This is a genomic window from Pedosphaera parvula Ellin514, from assembly GCF_000172555.1.
GTDB lineage: Bacteria > Verrucomicrobiota > Verrucomicrobiia > Limisphaerales > Pedosphaeraceae > Pedosphaera.
The window spans coordinates 186,849-202,591 of record NZ_ABOX02000002.1 but is presented as its reverse complement, the minus strand read 5'-3'; the positions used below and the strand labels follow the sequence as shown (position 1 = coordinate 202,591).

Sequence of the window (15,743 nt, the reverse complement as noted above, 5' to 3'; positions counted from 1 at the left end):
GGATTGAAAACATGTTGAGTCAAACCACTGCATTTGGAAGCTATTCAGGCGACCGTGCTTCACCTTGGCTCGGGATCAATCACACTCGGCTAACTTCCTCGCAAGCCAGTGGAAGTAGCCTGAGGATTCCAGAGTGATCAGTCCTTCTCCAATAGGAAGACCCTCGAAGACTTTCTGCCCAACCTGGCCTCCACCTTGAGCATTTCAGAATACCCCTTGGGATTTACGATGGCGGGGGAAGTCTCAAATTCATGGGTCATTACATATTTGCCAACCAGATTCGTTGAGGTGATCCGAACTATCCCTGCCCCCTCAGGTGCGTCGAGACTTTCGCTCTTTGGAGTGATAACAAGATGGCGATAGCCAGCCGGCAGATCGATCTCAGTGCGGGTGGTATTATCACTTTTGTGCGAAATGAATAAGGGCAATGTGCGTCGATCCGCTCCAACGGAGAATATGGAAGGAGTAAAGGGAAGGTCGAAATAAAGGTATTTCCCATCGATGATGCCATAGTTATCGATCTCCACCATGAATTGCTGAAGGCCGGGATAGGTATCAAACTGAGTCTTCAAATCGCCTACCGGTCGCGCACCCTGGGCCACCTGCGCAACCATCTCCTGATAGTAACGTTTCCTCTCCTCCGGCGGCAGTTCTGAAAAATACCGATTCCACGCACTATAATTTCCGCCGTAGTAGTGGAGCGCCATTCCGAGCCGGGTCTTGCCATCTTCAGAGATGGATACCGTATAATCTGTTTCCGTCCTATCCTCGTGTCCTTTGGCAGCCTTGATCACTTCACTAGTCCGACTGGAGAGTACAAGGCCCAGCTTGCCGTCGGAGGAAGTGGAACCTAAGTCGGCATATTGGTCAGTATCGTTGAGATAATATATTTCTCCGTCCAGTGTGATTCTGACCAGAGGCCAGTGAAAGGATTCAGGCAGCGGAAATGACATGGCGACATTTGTAATGCTTGCGATTGGCGGCAAGGCCGAGGCTAGAACGAATTCGGGCCGGAATCCGGCGACGGACAGCATTGCATGTAAAAGAATTGCTCGATCGGCCGCATGCCCGTAACCATCCGCCAGCGTCGTGTCCGCAGGTGAGAGTTCAGTCAATGAAAGTTCGGTGAAAGCAGGCCCGGCCTGACGAATGGACTTGGCGACAAAATCACGAATAGCCTTTACCTCCTCCAGCCTGCTTTTGCCCTGACCGGTTAACTGCTGAACCAGCGTAATGGTTTTGGCACGCTGTTGGGACCGGTTCAGCATCGTGTCGTTGAGTTCCTTCAAATAAGACTTCAGGTCGCCGATAAAGTAACCCACGCCGTCGTTATAAAGCCATTCCGGAGGAAGCTGCGATTCCGCAGGCAAGGCTTTGATGTTATCGGCTTGCCAGCGGAACATCTGGTTATTGCTGTTGGTCTCCGCCTCTTCCTTGATATTGCCCGTTTTCCAGCAGGCAAGCTTTTGTATTTGAAGGTCCCTCGGAGCACTCAACTGAAATGACTTGTGTTCCAATTCATCAGCCAACCGGAATGACTCAAATCCTGACAGGAATGGTTTGCCTTTGCTGGCTATCTCAAGCTCCACCTCGATGGTAGATCCAATATCCACTCCAGGCAGGTTGGCAACCAGTATCTTTCCTCCTGTGTAACGTTTGGCGGAGGCATTCCAACTGGCATCCATTGAATTGATTTCGTTGGTGGAGATTTCCTGGCGCTGTCCGGTTTTGGAGATCACGATGCCATGGATTAGTTTGGCCTCCTGGCAGGCGGGATTGTAGGCAATCTTGACCTCGGCCTCTCTAATCTTCCCGGCATAACTGAGAATTTGCTTGGAGTATTTCACTTTATATAAGGCGGTGTGAGCATCCGTTACGCACAATTCTTTGCGGCTTTCCAAAATCCTCGCATTCGATTCGACGGACGGCGCTGGATCAGTATCAAGACTCTCAGCCGAACTGGCCATCGTGCTCTCTGAGTTGGCCAGCACAGGTACTTTCCGCTCGTCGCATTCCAGGGATTTCAGTGTCTTCTTAAGCTTCAAATACTGTTCGGGCGTAAACTCGACCGCTTTGAGCTTTAAGTCGCGAGAGCATTCCAAGACTCCGTGCTTGAAATCGAAATTTTGCCGGTAGCTCAGGCGCTCGTCATCCACAAGTGAACAGGAGGGCAATGATACTGCTTCCGCGAAGCCGTCATCCAGCTTGAGTGATATCTCTTCTTTCAGACCGCAAACGACGCGTGTCTGCAGCGGATACTTCCTTTTTTCCAAACCAGTGCCTCCGAGGATAAAATTAATCATGCCGAGCTTCTCTCCGATCCACGGGACGCTCACCATGGATTTACCGCTGCCGGTAACCGTCATCCCTTCAACGGAAAATTCCAACTCTGCCCGCACCCCCGAAGACACATCAAGCATGTCCTCTGGTGTGAGTTTCAGCGACTTCAGTCGGGCGCCCGGAATTGCATGCTTGAGAGTGCCTTCAAAGAACCTCCGCTTATCATCAGGTTTCATGTGGGAAAACATATTCCGGTACGCATCGTCATTGACCCCTTCAAACAATAATTCCGATTTCGCTTCGAGCGTGCCGGAAGCTTTTAATATCCCCGCAGTTTTAATCCTCATCAAATGCTCCTCCACCTGCTGAATCGAGCTCACTTTCAGATCTTCCCCATCGGGACGACACACCAGGTAACTGCGATCACAATCGCCCGAGGGCAACAAATCGCGGGTGTGTTCGTCAGTCGGATCCATGAGAACGTATTCTCCCTTCTTCAGTTCCACACCCACTATGGCATGATTAAAAAATGGATCCGCCACTTCAATGTCCTTCTTCGCACCAACGCTAATCAGCGTGGGATAGGCATTCAGCCCGGCACTTCTCAACAGCGCGACGAGCAGCGCCGCCTTGTCCCGGCAAACCCCATACTTTTTATCGAAGGTAATCTTTACGTCATGAGGTTCAAAACCGGGGCAATCCTTTTCCGGCGTCAGCCCCATGTAACGAATATTTTTAGAAACGTGATAGAACAGCGCCTTGATCTTGTCTGTGTCGCTTTTCGCGCCGGCAATCAGTTCTTCCACCGTCTTCTTCATCTCCGGAGTGATTGCCTCGAGATGCGGGCGGCTCAGTTCCCAGTACCATTTCGATACTGCCGACCAATCGGGCGTCGTGCTGATCAGCAACCGCTGTAGAACCATCCCGTACGATGGCATCGAAGGCTCCGTGAACATGCGCGGCACATTATCCACCTCCCAGCGATGGACCAGCGAATGGTCTTCTCCCTCTTGTTTCGTGTAACGAACCGTGCCGGGGACCTCGTTCCTCAATGCGATACGTTTCAAGGGGCGATCGACCGGCGAATGAACCTCATACGAGAGATGGCGAATGTAACCGTCACCTTCAAAAATGTTCTCCTCTGCAAATTCACCCGGAATGTAAGGACGCTGTATCCTCTGCCGCGTGATGGAATGAATCACGTCACCAATTTCAACCTTGGGAATGTTCACCCTCAAAACACGGCTGTTGGGATCGTAAATGTTCATCTGCATCTGGCTGTCATTAATCATCTCCTTCGAATTTGCAGCCACGTCCACCAGGAAGGTTTCGCCGTCAGGTTTCATCACCTCAATTTTTACAACCTCTTCCGTCGAATATGGTAGCGTGAAGTACAGGGAAAGCGTCCGGTTATTACGTTTGCCTTTTTCCGTGAGCACTTTGACAAAGGTTTCGTCCTGCCCCTCGCCAGTGCCGTCGGGACGGTAAACCCGCACCATTTTCTGTTCCACCGTTGCCTCGTCACAATCCGGATATTTCGCAAGGGTGATTTCAGCTGCGGCAGTCAGGACCTTATTCGGGTTCACGAATGCCCACATCTCGCCCGCGAACCGGTTTGTGTCGCCGTAAGTCGGTCCTGCGAACAGACCCATCGCGACAAAAATGCAAATGCCGAACAAAAGTCTGGATTTCATATGTTTTAACTTTGCAGTCTCAGCATATATAAACGGCGGTTCCATGCCAGCCAGTAATGATATAAGTGAACAATTGTTGTGCGCCTCAACACCTCACATGGCTTGAGAATACGAGGTCATTGGCCTGCTCCCGAAAGAAATGAGTGTGAGGAGGTTATGGAGCTACCATGGTCGAGGATCAGCTGCCAGCAAACGCAACCGGTGTCAATCAACATGAGAAATCGGTCGGTAATATCAGCAGATGCGAGGCAATTGTTCTCCGGAAAGCATGTCAACCACCCGGGTGCCGCCGACGCGGGTTTTCATCGTGACGTAGCCGGGATGTTCGTTGACAACCTCACCGATGATGGCGGCCTCCCTGCCCAAGGGATAAGCGCGCATAGCTGATAATAAAAGGTCAGCTTCCCTGGGCTTAACAAAGGCGAGAAGCTTGCCTTCGTTGGCGACATAAAGCGGGTCCAAACCAAGAATTTCACAAGCCCCTTTGACTTCCTCACTGATGGGAATACAAGATTCCTCAAGCCGGATACCCACCTTCGCCTGCTCAGCGATTTCGCTGAGAGTGCTGGTGATGCCTCCGCGAGTCGGGTCACGAAGGACATGGATATCCCTGGCGGCAGCAAGCATGGCTTGCACGAGTCCATTAAGCGGCGCGGTATCACTCGCTATTTCCGTTTCGAACTCAAGGCCCTCGCGCACTGACATGATGGCAATGCCATGGACAGCCATCGGGCCGTTGATGATAATTTTATCACCCACCTCCGCACGCCTGGGATGAATATTCACTCCAGGCTCAATAATCCCAATTCCGGAAGTATTGATAAATATCTTATCCCCTTTGCCGCGATCAACGACCTTGGTATCTCCGGTCACCAGGCTGATGCCCGCAGTGTGTGCCGCGCGCTGCATCGATTGGATGACACGCCAGAATTCGGGCATCGGAAAACCTTCTTCGAGAATAAATGCTGCCGAAAGATAAAGAGGTCGGGCGCCGCACATCGCGAGATCATTGACAGTGCCGTTAATCGCGAGATCGCCGATATCCCCTCCAGGGAAGAAAATCGGGTTCACCACGAAGGAATCGGTGCTGAAGGCAAGCTTCGCGCCATTAATCGAAAACATCGCCCCGTCGTGCAGAGGATTGAGCAATTCATTCTTGAACTGCGGCAGCACCATTTTTTGAATCAGCTGCTGGGTGAGCTTTCCACCACTGCCATGTGCCATTACAATCTCCTTGTGATTCATTATGGGCAATGGACAGGAGCCAAAGGCTATGCCGGGTTCAACGTCATTCGCCAGGCCAACGCCGTTTCTTTCCTTTGCCACGGTTATCATAAATTAGATGACATCTTCGGCTCCCAACGCGATGTGAATCAAATCCCAGGCCACATGAACCAGCGTCGCGTGGACCTCCTGGATTCGGTGAATGCTGTAAGAAGGGACGATAAAACAATAGTCTGCCAGCTGCGGGAAACGCCCGCCGTCCTTGCCTGCCCAGGCAATGGTCAGCATCTCCTTCTTACGCGCCTCTTCGAGTGCATAAATCAGATTGGGTGATTTACCGCTGGTGCTCACGACCAATGCCATGTCGCCCGGTTTGCCGTGCAGTCGAAGCTGATTGACAAAAACTCGACTGGAATCAACATCGTTGCTGATGGCGGTCATCGTGGCAATATCGGTCATCAGCGGAATCACTGGAAACGCAAGTCGTTTCTCGATGATTGGATGGGTGAACTCCACGCTGAAATGCAGGGCATCGCACAGGCTGCCGCCATTGCCCATGACCAGCAGTTTGTTGCCCTGCTGAAATCGCCCAGCCATATCTTTAGCCATGGCTTCAATCTGGTTGGCATACTCATTAAAAAATTTCTGCTTCATCTCCACGCTCTCGGCGCACTTGCGGAGAATCTTATCACGATACGTTTCTTCGGACCTGGTCGTGGTGATCGCATTCATGGCGAAACCGTCTCCATGGCTTTTGCTTGTTTGGACTCCTTCTGAAACTGCAAATGACGGCCATAAGCATGATAGGCAGCGCACGCGCCCTCGGCGGAAACCATCGTCGCGCCCAAAGGATGAAGCGGAGTGCATTCCTTGCCAAAAGCCGGACAATCATGCGGTTTCTTCACCCCTTTAAGCACCAACCCACTGATGCACAGGGCCGACTCCTGGGTATCGATCTCCCGGGTTTCGAATAATCGCTCCGCATCGTGAGCGCGAAATTCGTAACGCAGTTTATAACCGCTTTTAGGGATTGAACCGACGCCGCGCCATTTTCGATCGCACACTTCAAAGACCTGATTAATGATGTCTTGCGCCACCCGGTTCCCCTGGTGATTGACTACGCGGCCATATTGGTTCTCAACCCGTGCCTCCCCCGCTTCGAGTTGGCGAACGGTCATCAGCACACCTTCAAGCAGGTCGATCGGCTCAAAGCCGGTGATCACAATTGGGACATGATAGCGCGCTGCAATGGGTTCATATTCATGACAACCCACGACTGTGCAAACATGACCGGGGCCCAGGAATCCCTGCACCCGATTCAACGGCGACTGCAAAATGGAGGCCATGGCGGGTGGCACAAGAACATGCGAAACCAGTATGGAAAAGTTGTCTATCCCTTGACGCCGGGCCTGCCAGACGGACATGGCGTTCGCAGGAGCGGTGGTCTCAAAACCAATGGCGAAGAAAACCACCTTCTTGTCTGGATTTGCACGCGCGATTTTCAAGCAGTCGATGGGCGAATAGACAACCCGAATATCAGCTCCCCGGGATTTGAGAATAAGCAGGTCGGCTTCAGAACCGGGCACGCGCAACATGTCGCCGAAAGAACAAAAGATGACATCAGGTCGGCTGGCAATCGCGTGTGCCTTGTCGATCATCTCCAGCGAGGTGACACAAACTGGACAGCCCGGACCGTGCACCAACTCGACCTCGGGCGGCAGTAAATTATCCAGTCCATACTTTACGATGGTGTGAGTCTGGCCGCCGCACACCTCCATCAAGACCCATGGTTTGGTGAGAATGCGCCGGATTTCATTCAACAGCTTTTGCGCCATCGCTTCGTTTCGGTATTCGTCGAGGTATTTCATGGGAACATTCCTATTATCGTATGAATCTTGAGTTACGTTGGCAGGCTGACTTCTGGAACTTCCAGTTCCCCCAGTTGCTGTATCGCTTCGAGCGCCTTATACGTACGGGTGGCTTCGGCTTCGTTTATTATGCCCAGCGCAAATCCGACATGTACCAAAACATAATCCCCGGGTTGAACCTCAGGGGTATATTCCAGGCAAACTTGTTTGACGATGCCGCCAAAGTTCGCCTTGGCCATCTTCACGCCGTGCGGGTCTTCCTCGATCTCTATTACTTTTCCAGGAATTGCGAGACACATATTGTTTTAGTTCCAATCTCTTTAACTACTGGAGCTGTCAGGCAAGGCTCCACTGTTCCAATGAATTAACTCAGGCTGCACGCATGGCTCCGCGACGACTTTGGCAGCGACAGAAGCACGCACTGCCGCCATTACCTGACCAAGCGCAATTCCGCCATCATTGGGCGGCACGCGTTGGTGCCAATAAGGCCGAAAGCCTTCCTCCCGTAATCGTTGCACCGTTCGCTCGAGGAGATATTTGTTCTGAAAACAGCCTCCGGTTAAAACCACGTGCAGGTTGTCAACTCGATGACTCATTTCTGCAGCTACTTCGGCGAGCGTGTTATGGAATTTGGCGGCGATCACTCCCACTGCTTCTTCACGCCGCACCTCTTTTATGATCTCAAGGATCATCGGTTGCCAATCAACAACCAATGTCCCATTGGTCTTAACCTCGAAGGAATACGCATCCTCAATTCCCTTGCGGATGGCAAATTCCAAATCCATGGCCGCCTGTCCTTCAAAGCCCGCCCGTTGTCGTAAGCCAACCAGCGAGGCTACGGCATCAAATAACCGGCCAACACTGGAGGTCCGCGGTGTGTTGATTTGCTTTTTCAGCGCCTGTCGCAAAACGGAGAGTTCGCTATTTGAAAAGTTTGCGAGCAGCACAGGATCGGCACGTTCGAATAATTTGTCACCAAAGATTTCGTAAAGCACGCCCACCGCACTGCGTCTCGGCTGTTTGATCGCCACTTCGCCACCAGGCAATCTAAATGGACGAAAGTGGCCCGCACGTTCGAACGAGTCCTCCCCCACCAGCAGAAATTCACCACCCCAGATCGTACCGTCCGCGCCGTATCCAGTGCCGTCCCAAGCCAGACCGAGCACGGGCGCTTCCAGTTCATTCTCCGCCATGCAAGCCAGCACATGTGCATAATGATGCTGCACCCGCACGATGACAGCATTGGTTCGTTGTGCAAATTTGGATGAGAGAAAGTCCGGATGCAGGTCGCACGCGGTGAACTCTGGCGTGATCTCATACAAGCGTTGCAAATCCGCAGTGACCTTGCTGAAAGCCGAATATGCCTCCTTGGTCTCCAGGTCGCCGATATGCTGGCTGATAAAAATGTCGCTGCCGACACTCAGAGCCACGGTATTTTTCAAATGAGCCCCGACTGCAAGAATGTTGGGTAGTTGCTCCTTGAGATGCACAGGCAACGGGGCGTAACCGCGGGACCGTCGCAATACCAACTCGCGTCCAAGCATGATCCGCACCACGGAATCATCCATATGCCGTGCAATCGGGCGGTTGTGGACCAAAAACAAATCGGCCACGCCGTGCAATCGCTCCAATGCTTCCCGTTCATCAATGCAAATCGGTTCATTGGTTAAATTACCGCTGGTGGCCACAACGGGGAAACCGAGTTCCCGCAGGAGCAGATGATGCAATGGGGTATAGGGCAACATCACCCCCAAGGTGGGATTGTGCGGGGCGATCGACGAAGCAATGGATTCCTTATTCGTCGCGGCTTGTGCTTCAGCCACTCCAGAATGGCGTTCCAAAAGAACAATGGGTGATTCGGAGGACCTCAGCAAACGCTCTTCAAGTTCGGAGACTTCACAACCCAGCCTGATTGCTTCCAGAGATGGATACATCAACGCAAACGGCTTGTCTTCGCGCCGTTTTCGCTTCCGCAAGAGCAGAACTGCATCCTCGGCGCGAGCATCCACAATCAAATGAAAACCTCCAAGTCCTTTGAGCGCGAGAATTTCACCATGTCGTACCGCTGAAGCCGCCTGCAACAAGGCGTCGTGATTCCTGGCAAGCACACGGCCAGCTACATCCCACAACTCCAAATGTGGGCCGCACTTCGGGCAGGCATTGGGTTGCGCATGAAAGCGGCGGTCGCCGGGGTTATCATATTCGGCTTTGCACTCGGCGCACATCGTGAATTCTTTCATCGATGTATTCGACCGATCGTAAGGGAGCCCTTCGATGATGCTAAAACGAGGACCGCAATTGGTACAATTGGTAAACGGATATAAATGGCGGCGATTATGGGGATCAAAAACCTCGCGCAGACAATCAGGGCAAGTGGCAAGATCCGGCAAAATCACTGCGACTTTGGCACCTCCCTCAGTGCTGTGACGGATTTCAAAACCGTCATGGCCGACGGCATCCAGCAGTGAGTACTCCAGACTATGGATTGTAGCGTGCGGTGGCTTTTCCTTTTCAAGCCGGAGCAGAAACTGCTGGAGAGTTGGCCACCCACCTTCGACTTCTATTTGCACGCCTTGCGATGAATTGAGAACCCAGCCATTGAGACGAAGCTCCGTAGCCAGCTTATATACAAAAGGCCGAAAGCCAACCCCCTGCACCGCGCCGCGCACCATGATTTTTGCACGCTCACAGCTCATTTGGTGAAAAGGCCTTCCACAAAGCCGATTTGATAAACGAGAAAGAGACCGAACCCAATGCTGAGGAAGCCCGTCGCAAGGCCGAGGTTGCGATGGAAAGCAGGCGAACGTCGCGCCGTGCGGCTGAAGGGCAACGCCATGGCGGCAGTGATGAGCATCATGCCGCCAATCGTCCCACCGCCAAAGATCATGAGATAAGCAATGGCCCAAAACGGCTTTTGGATCAGTGGCAAGACCAGCAGTGCTACAGCCGCCGAGCCCGCCAAACCGTGAACGATGCCAATAATGAGCGGACGCAATGTTTGGTAGGAACTCAGATGCCCCCATTTTAATTCCAACCCGAGGAAACGCCACCCGGAAACCCTATTTTCGCATGCTTGCAATTCGGCTTCGCGCAAATGATCACAAGCAAAACCCTCATGCTGAGCGACATCACCAGGCTTAAACTCATTGGGGCGCATGCCATCCATCCCGGTGGATCGCGTGAGCGACGCCGCGAAATTTTTAAAGTTCAAAAAGCCGAGCAGAATCAGCATTAATGCCACGGAAAACTCCAAAGACAAACCAAGCCGGGTGGGAACAACCACGCCCAGGAAAATGATCATTCCCCCCGCCAATAATAACGTGAGTGTATGGCCGATCCCCCACACAATGCCAATCATCGCCGCATTGCGGATAGTGCGCTCCCGGCTCACGATTGTGGTGACAGCAACAACGTGGTCTGCATCCATGGCATGACGCATGCCAAGGAAGAATCCCAGGAAAAGGAAGGAGAGCAGAGTCATCATGGTTCACCTCAAGGAGACTTTGACCCGGCCATTTTCCACCAGCAGCGGGAATGGGTCGAGATGGAGATCCAGGTTGTGAACGCCAGCACCTGCGCGTTGTGCATCATAACGATGACCGATCGGACATTTAAGCTGGCCTTCCTCAAGTCCATCGGATTTGAAAGCCAGACCGCACGCAGGACAAAGATTGCGATAGGCGTAAAGATTTTCGTTCACCTTGCAAATAAGGAGCGAAATGCCCTTAGTCTCGATCACCCGCAGGTTGTCATTGTTAAGCTGAGCAAGGTCTTCAAGTAAAGTCCACGATGCCGGTTGAAACTTTGCATCGGAGGACGTTTGGTCCAGTGTGGTTGGCTCGACCGCTCCCTCCACCTCGAAGCCTATCAGATCGGGACAGGCTTCTTCGATGGCATGTCTCACCGCCAACTCCAAAGTTATGGCTGAGGAAGGACAGCTTTTACACGTGCCTTGCAAACGCAAACAAGCCTTGTCGTTTACGAGGCTGATCAGCTCAACATTACCACCGTGACTTTCCATGTAAGGACGGACCTTGTCCAAAGCCTCAAGCAGACGGGCCTCAAGATTCACCGGGTGCAGCCCATGAATAAGCAGCAACCGGCGAACCACGCTGTCGTGTATCAGCCGGTCGAAAACCTTTTGTCCCTCGTAGCCGGAGTCCTGCACAACCTGCAGCACCTGCGCCAGGCCCTGACCGTGGAGCGCCAGCACTGACTGCAAACAATCCTGCAGCAGTGCGCGTGTCGCCGGGTCGGCCACGGCGTCGACCTGGTCAACCAATTCCTGAACGCGCCTGCCCTGCTCATTCAGTTCATCGATTGGCCGCACCGCGCCGTTCGATTTAGGAGGGATAGTCTGGCTGACTGGATTCGTGTGATCGTGCGTAGCTGGATTAAGTGACATACTTTATGGTTTTGATTGCGCATTCATGTCCTTGAGTTGCCTCTGTTGCCTTCCCGCATTGAGGGCATTGCAGGGTTGGAACCGGCGCCATGGACAAGGCATCTTCCCAATATTTCGGCAACCCTTCGTACAAACAGTGCGGACAACTCACTCTTGCAGGCACCACATCGACTTCCAGGGTTGAGCCTTGAACGGCTGTTTGCTCAACCAAGGCCGTGTAGCAAAACTGTAACTGCTCAATCTCCAGGTGAGTTAATTCGCCCACCGCCAACCTCACGCCGAGAACCTTTTTGATTTCACGCGCCTCCACAAAGTCCAAAACGCTCTCGACTATCCCGGAGACGATCGAAAGCTCATGCATCGGCGTGCAGTTCTTTGCCCGCCAGCAGCGCAGCAGCGACCTCGTCCAATCCGACGCCGGTCTTGCAACTGGTGGGAATCACCTTGATATCAGGCTTCAGCGTGTGAACATCATGGACAAGGCTCTCCACCTTGACACCCATCGCGTCCGCCAGGTCGATTTTATTGATTACCACGATGTCCGCCCCCAGAAACATGTGTGGATGTTTCTTCACCATATACGGGCCTTCCGTCACGCTCACAACGACGACGCGACTCCGGGATCCCAGCGGGAACTCGGCAGGACAAATGAGATTGCCAATATTTTCAATGAAGATCAGGTCCACCTTTTTGAGGTCGATTTTGAGAAACGCCTTGCCCACCAGATTTGCGTCCAGATGGCACCCATTGATGGTGGCGAGTTGAACGGTCGGCACGCCCTGTATGGCGATGAGGTTGACGTCGTCGACTGTGGTGGCGTCACCATTGAATACAGCCAGATTTAACCGGTCCTTCAATTTCCCGGCCATGCGGGCAATCAGCGTCGTTTTACCGGAGCCAATGGCGCCCATGAAGTCAATGGCAGTTATGCCATAGTGGTCCAACTGTGCGCGGTTTTCCCTGGCCAGTTTGGCGTTGGCTTGGAGCAGAGTTTGTTCCAGTTCGATGTCGTAAGTTTCTTCGGGTGAGGCTTCGATTGTAGGTATCATATTCGGTAAGTGGCGGGTTATTTTTTAGCGAGCGGAGCGAAAGCCGTGGGAGTATGAAGTTGTTTAAGAAGCTTGCCCTTGCCGAGATACATATGGACGCCGCATGGCAGGCAGGGATCGAAACTGCGGACCGTCCGCATAATATCGATGCCCTTGAACTTATCGGGGCCGTTCTCCTCGAAGATTGGCGTGTTCTGGACGGCATCTTCATAAGGCCCGGGCGTGCCGTAACTGTCACGCGGACTGGCATTCCATGGGGTGGGCGGGTAAGGATGATAGTTTGCCACCTTGCGATTTTTGATGACCATATGGTGTGAAAGCACTCCGCGCACTGCTTCGTGGAAACCACAACTAATGGCCTCCTCCGGCACTTTGAAGGGCGTGAATGTTTGCGTCCGGCCGGCGAGCACTTCCTTCATGGCCTGTTCTACGCAGTAGAGGGCAACAGCCGCTGCATAGGCTTGGAAATAAGACCGGGCACGGTCGCGCTCGATGGCGTTGCTCCACTTTGGAACCTTCCACTCCAACTCGACTTCGGGCTTCAACCCCGTCTTAGGCAGGCGAATTTTGACACTGTTGCCGGTGGCTTTGATGTAGCCGATGTCCACGAGATTGGCGAGTGCGGTTGTCCAAAGCCTGGCGATGGGGCCACCACCGGTGTCCAATGCAAGATGATCGCCCGAGCGCTTATCAAACCAACGCGGCGACATTACCCAGGTATACTTATCGTCGAAGTCACGCTTCTGCGGTCTTGGCGTGGTGGTCTGATTCCAGGGATGTCGTTTGTCCACCGGATTGCCCAACGGGTCCTGTTTAACAAAAGTTTTCCCATTATCCTGCCAGTCTTCGTAGTAGGAGGAACCCAACAGAATGCGAATGCCGAGGTTGATGTCGATCAAGTTGGTCGTGACAAGTTCGCCATCGACGATGATGCCGGGTGTGACAAACATCGCCCTGCCCCATTCGTCCATGGTTTTGTAATTGTAATCACACACATCAGGGTCCTGGAAGGAACCCCAGCAACCGAGCAGCACACGCCGTTGGCCGACCTTCTCGTAACCCGGCAGTGCTTCGTAAAAGAAATCAAACAGGTCGTCGTGCAGTGGTACAACAGCCTTCATAAACTCGACATAATTCATCAACCGCGTCAGGTAATCCGTAAAGGTCTGGATCGAGGGGACTGTGCCAACCCCGCCCGGATAAAGGGTTGAAGGATGTACGTGACGGCCTTCCATGAGACAGAACATTTCGCGAGTCACGCGGCTCATCTGCAAAGTTTTGCGGTAGAATTCACCCTCAAACGGATTAAGGGCGGTCATGATTTCGCCGATGGTCCGATATCCATGATCCTTGGCGTGCGGCGCAGCAGTCACCTTGGCTTTTTCCCAGACACCAGGGTTGGTCTCCCGCACCATCATTTCGCAGAAATCCACACCCACAAGGTTGTCTTGATAAATACAATGATCGAACATGTATTCGGCGGCTTCACCCAGATTGATGATCCACTCAGCCAGTGGCGGTGGCTTGATGCCGTAAGCCATGTTCTGCGCATAAACCGAGCAAGTGGCATGATTGTCACCACAGATGCCGCAGATACGACTGGTAATAAAGTGCGTGTCGCGCGGGTCCTTGTTTTGCATGAAAATGCTGTAACCGCGAAAGATGGATGAGGTGGCATGGCACTCGACAACCTTTTTATTTTCGAAGTCGATCTTGGTAAAAATGCCCAGACTGCCAACAATACGGGTAATTGGGTCCCAGGACATTTCGACGATTTCACCACGTTTACCGGGTGTCGTCTGTCTCGGTTGAGTTGCAATTGCTTCGGCCATAAAAGCTCTCCTCTATTTTGATTGTTAAATCCTCAGTTTTGATTTCCTGCCGCATCCTTGATTGGCGGCGCTGCCGCAATTTCCAGATTCAGGGATTAAATTGCTGTTATCCCCGGCCATGGCCATTGCCATAATATTTGGGCCTGTAACCTGTCGTAAGTTCGGGTCCTCGATGGTGCCATTTCGGTTCCTTATTCACCGTGCGGTTGGTGATGGCGCGCAATTTTCGCACTACGCCGCCCCACATTCCAACAACCGAGGTTGAAAGTGATGCTCCTGGTGGCGCATCCATAAAAGGCATGAACTTATCCGGGAAGCCGGGCATGGTGCAGCCGATACAAATACCGCCGACATTTGGGCAGCCACCGATACCGTCCATCCAACCCCGCTTGGTCACATTGCAATTCACCACCGGTCCCCAGCAACCGACCTTGACCAGGCACTTGGGCGAGCCGTATTCGTGCGCAAAGTCAGCCTGCTCATAGTAACTGCCGCGATCGCAGCCTTCGTGAACGGTTTTACCGAAAAGCCAGGTGGGCCTTAACTGTTCATCCAGCGGAATCATCGGTGCGAGGCCCGCGACCTGATAAAGAAGATAGAGCAACGTCTCCATCATGTTGTCAGGTTGAACCGGGCAGCCGGGCACATTCACGATGGGCAATCCAGCCTTTGAGCGCCAGTTCCAACCGAGATAATCAGCCAGCCCCATCGCACCGGTGGGATTGCCTTCCATGGCATGAATACCGCCATAGGTGGCACACGTGCCCGCGCAAACAATGGCGAGAGCCTTGGGCGCCAATCGATCTATCCATTCGTTGGTCGTGATGGGCTGACCCGTATGGGGATCAGTGCCCATGGCGGCCCAGTAGCCTTCCGCTTTAATACTCTCATTAGGAACCGAACCCTCGAGCACCAGCACGAAGGGATCCAGTTTTCCCTGGGCCGCCATGTGCCAGTACTTCATAAAATCACCGCCCACTTCATAGGCCAGAACCGGATTGTGCAGATGCACCTTCGGCAGTCCCGGAATGTTTCCCATGACAACATCCTCAATGCTGGGCAGTGTGGCGGCAGTGGTGGAAATGGAGTCTCCATCACAACTCAGACCACTAGTCATCCAAACAATGTGGATTTCTTTAACGTCCGGCAGCCGATTGGCCAGGACTTCCGAGGTTTTCATAAAATTCGTTTTCCTTTCTTTAAATCCTTTTGCAGCGGGGCAGCCATCTTGCCGGCACTGGCAATCAATTCCTGGAATCTTTCGTTTCCCCTTGTTTACATTCCGCGAATTTTGATGTAGCGACGAAGCTCCGGCAGGTTGGCGACGAAAGCAGCGGCCATTGCCAGTAACGAGAGTGTCAGGACAACTTGTTTTTTGTTACTCATATGAT

General features: G+C 52.8%; 13 protein-coding genes. All 13 read right to left on the bottom strand.

Annotated elements, in window-relative coordinates:
* Positions 1 to 137: 137 nt before the first annotated feature.
* Positions 138 to 3,974, bottom strand: a complete 3,837-nt coding sequence (locus tag CFLAV_RS02020) for a DUF3857 domain-containing protein (protein WP_040546497.1) — start codon at positions 3,972 to 3,974, stop codon at positions 138 to 140.
* A gap of 234 nt (positions 3,975 to 4,208) precedes the next feature.
* Entirely contained in the window at positions 4,209 to 5,309 is a 1,101-nt protein-coding gene (gene hypE, locus CFLAV_RS02015; RefSeq protein ID WP_007412930.1) for a hydrogenase expression/formation protein HypE, read from the bottom strand.
* Between the two features lie 3 nt (positions 5,310 to 5,312).
* On the bottom strand, positions 5,313 to 5,930 hold the full coding sequence (locus CFLAV_RS02010) for a D-sedoheptulose-7-phosphate isomerase (RefSeq protein WP_007412929.1): 618 nt from the start codon (positions 5,928 to 5,930) through the stop codon (positions 5,313 to 5,315).
* Complete coding sequence (gene hypD / locus CFLAV_RS02005; RefSeq protein WP_007412928.1) at positions 5,927 to 7,066, bottom strand: hydrogenase formation protein HypD; 1,140 nt, start codon at positions 7,064 to 7,066, stop codon at positions 5,927 to 5,929. The genes CFLAV_RS02010 and hypD overlap by 4 nt, the downstream gene beginning before the upstream one ends.
* A gap of 32 nt (positions 7,067 to 7,098) precedes the next feature.
* Positions 7,099 to 7,365, bottom strand: a complete 267-nt coding sequence (locus CFLAV_RS02000) for a HypC/HybG/HupF family hydrogenase formation chaperone (RefSeq protein WP_007412927.1) — start codon at positions 7,363 to 7,365, stop codon at positions 7,099 to 7,101.
* A gap of 21 nt (positions 7,366 to 7,386) precedes the next feature.
* The gene (gene hypF, locus CFLAV_RS01995; protein WP_007412926.1) at positions 7,387 to 9,762 is read right to left on the bottom strand and encodes a carbamoyltransferase HypF; all 2,376 of its coding nucleotides are present in this window, start codon (positions 9,760 to 9,762) and stop codon (positions 7,387 to 7,389) included.
* Entirely contained in the window at positions 9,759 to 10,550 is a 792-nt protein-coding gene (locus CFLAV_RS01990; RefSeq protein ID WP_007412925.1) for a HoxN/HupN/NixA family nickel/cobalt transporter, read from the bottom strand. Before CFLAV_RS01990 ends, hypF begins: the two co-directional genes overlap by 4 nt.
* A gap of 3 nt (positions 10,551 to 10,553) precedes the next feature.
* Positions 10,554 to 11,471 carry a NifU family protein gene (locus CFLAV_RS01985; RefSeq protein WP_007412924.1) on the bottom strand — a complete coding sequence of 306 codons (918 nt, stop codon included), beginning with the start codon at positions 11,469 to 11,471 and terminating at the stop codon, positions 10,554 to 10,556.
* Positions 11,461 to 11,832, bottom strand: a complete 372-nt coding sequence (locus CFLAV_RS31650; RefSeq protein WP_007412923.1) for a hydrogenase maturation nickel metallochaperone HypA/HybF — start codon at positions 11,830 to 11,832, stop codon at positions 11,461 to 11,463. Before CFLAV_RS31650 ends, CFLAV_RS01985 begins: the two co-directional genes overlap by 11 nt.
* Positions 11,825 to 12,520 (bottom strand): hydrogenase nickel incorporation protein HypB, encoded by a 696-nt coding sequence (gene hypB, locus CFLAV_RS01975; protein WP_007412922.1) that lies wholly within the window; start codon positions 12,518 to 12,520, stop codon positions 11,825 to 11,827. Before hypB ends, CFLAV_RS31650 begins: the two co-directional genes overlap by 8 nt.
* Before the next feature lie 17 nt (positions 12,521 to 12,537).
* On the bottom strand, positions 12,538 to 14,352 hold the full coding sequence (locus tag CFLAV_RS01970; protein ID WP_007412921.1) for a nickel-dependent hydrogenase large subunit: 1,815 nt from the start codon (positions 14,350 to 14,352) through the stop codon (positions 12,538 to 12,540).
* A 106-nt stretch (positions 14,353 to 14,458) separates the two neighbouring features.
* Positions 14,459 to 15,532 carry an NADH-quinone oxidoreductase subunit B family protein gene (locus CFLAV_RS01965; RefSeq protein WP_007412920.1) on the bottom strand — a complete coding sequence of 358 codons (1,074 nt, stop codon included), beginning with the start codon at positions 15,530 to 15,532 and terminating at the stop codon, positions 14,459 to 14,461.
* A gap of 95 nt (positions 15,533 to 15,627) precedes the next feature.
* Positions 15,628 to 15,738 (bottom strand): DUF6893 family small protein, encoded by a 111-nt coding sequence (locus tag CFLAV_RS37795; protein WP_007412919.1) that lies wholly within the window; start codon positions 15,736 to 15,738, stop codon positions 15,628 to 15,630.
* Between the last annotated feature and the right edge of the window lie 5 nt (positions 15,739 to 15,743).

What these genes read in the sequence shown, in the direction of transcription:
- CFLAV_RS01970 (WP_007412921.1), bottom strand. Translation starts at nt 14,352, where the DNA reads ATGGCCGAAGCAATTGCAACTCAACCGAGACAGACGACACCCGGTAAA.
- hypE (WP_007412930.1), bottom strand. Translation starts at nt 5,309, where the DNA reads ATGATAACCGTGGCAAAGGAAAGAAACGGCGTTGGCCTGGCGAATGAC.
- CFLAV_RS31650 (WP_007412923.1), bottom strand. Translation starts at nt 11,832, where the DNA reads ATGCATGAGCTTTCGATCGTCTCCGGGATAGTCGAGAGCGTTTTGGAC.
- CFLAV_RS02020 (WP_040546497.1), bottom strand. Translation starts at nt 3,974, where the DNA reads ATGAAATCCAGACTTTTGTTCGGCATTTGCATTTTTGTCGCGATGGGT.
- hypB (WP_007412922.1), bottom strand. Translation starts at nt 12,520, where the DNA reads ATGATACCTACAATCGAAGCCTCACCCGAAGAAACTTACGACATCGAA.
- hypF (WP_007412926.1), bottom strand. Translation starts at nt 9,762, where the DNA reads ATGAGCTGTGAGCGTGCAAAAATCATGGTGCGCGGCGCGGTGCAGGGG.
- CFLAV_RS01965 (WP_007412920.1), bottom strand. Translation starts at nt 15,532, where the DNA reads ATGAAAACCTCGGAAGTCCTGGCCAATCGGCTGCCGGACGTTAAAGAA.
- hypD (WP_007412928.1), bottom strand. Translation starts at nt 7,066, where the DNA reads ATGAAATACCTCGACGAATACCGAAACGAAGCGATGGCGCAAAAGCTG.
- CFLAV_RS01985 (WP_007412924.1), bottom strand. Translation starts at nt 11,471, where the DNA reads ATGTCACTTAATCCAGCTACGCACGATCACACGAATCCAGTCAGCCAG.
- CFLAV_RS37795 (WP_007412919.1), bottom strand. Translation starts at nt 15,738, where the DNA reads ATGAGTAACAAAAAACAAGTTGTCCTGACACTCTCGTTACTGGCAATG.
- CFLAV_RS02000 (WP_007412927.1), bottom strand. Translation starts at nt 7,365, where the DNA reads ATGTGTCTCGCAATTCCTGGAAAAGTAATAGAGATCGAGGAAGACCCG.
- CFLAV_RS01990 (WP_007412925.1), bottom strand. Translation starts at nt 10,550, where the DNA reads ATGATGACTCTGCTCTCCTTCCTTTTCCTGGGATTCTTCCTTGGCATG.
- CFLAV_RS02010 (WP_007412929.1), bottom strand. Translation starts at nt 5,930, where the DNA reads ATGAATGCGATCACCACGACCAGGTCCGAAGAAACGTATCGTGATAAG.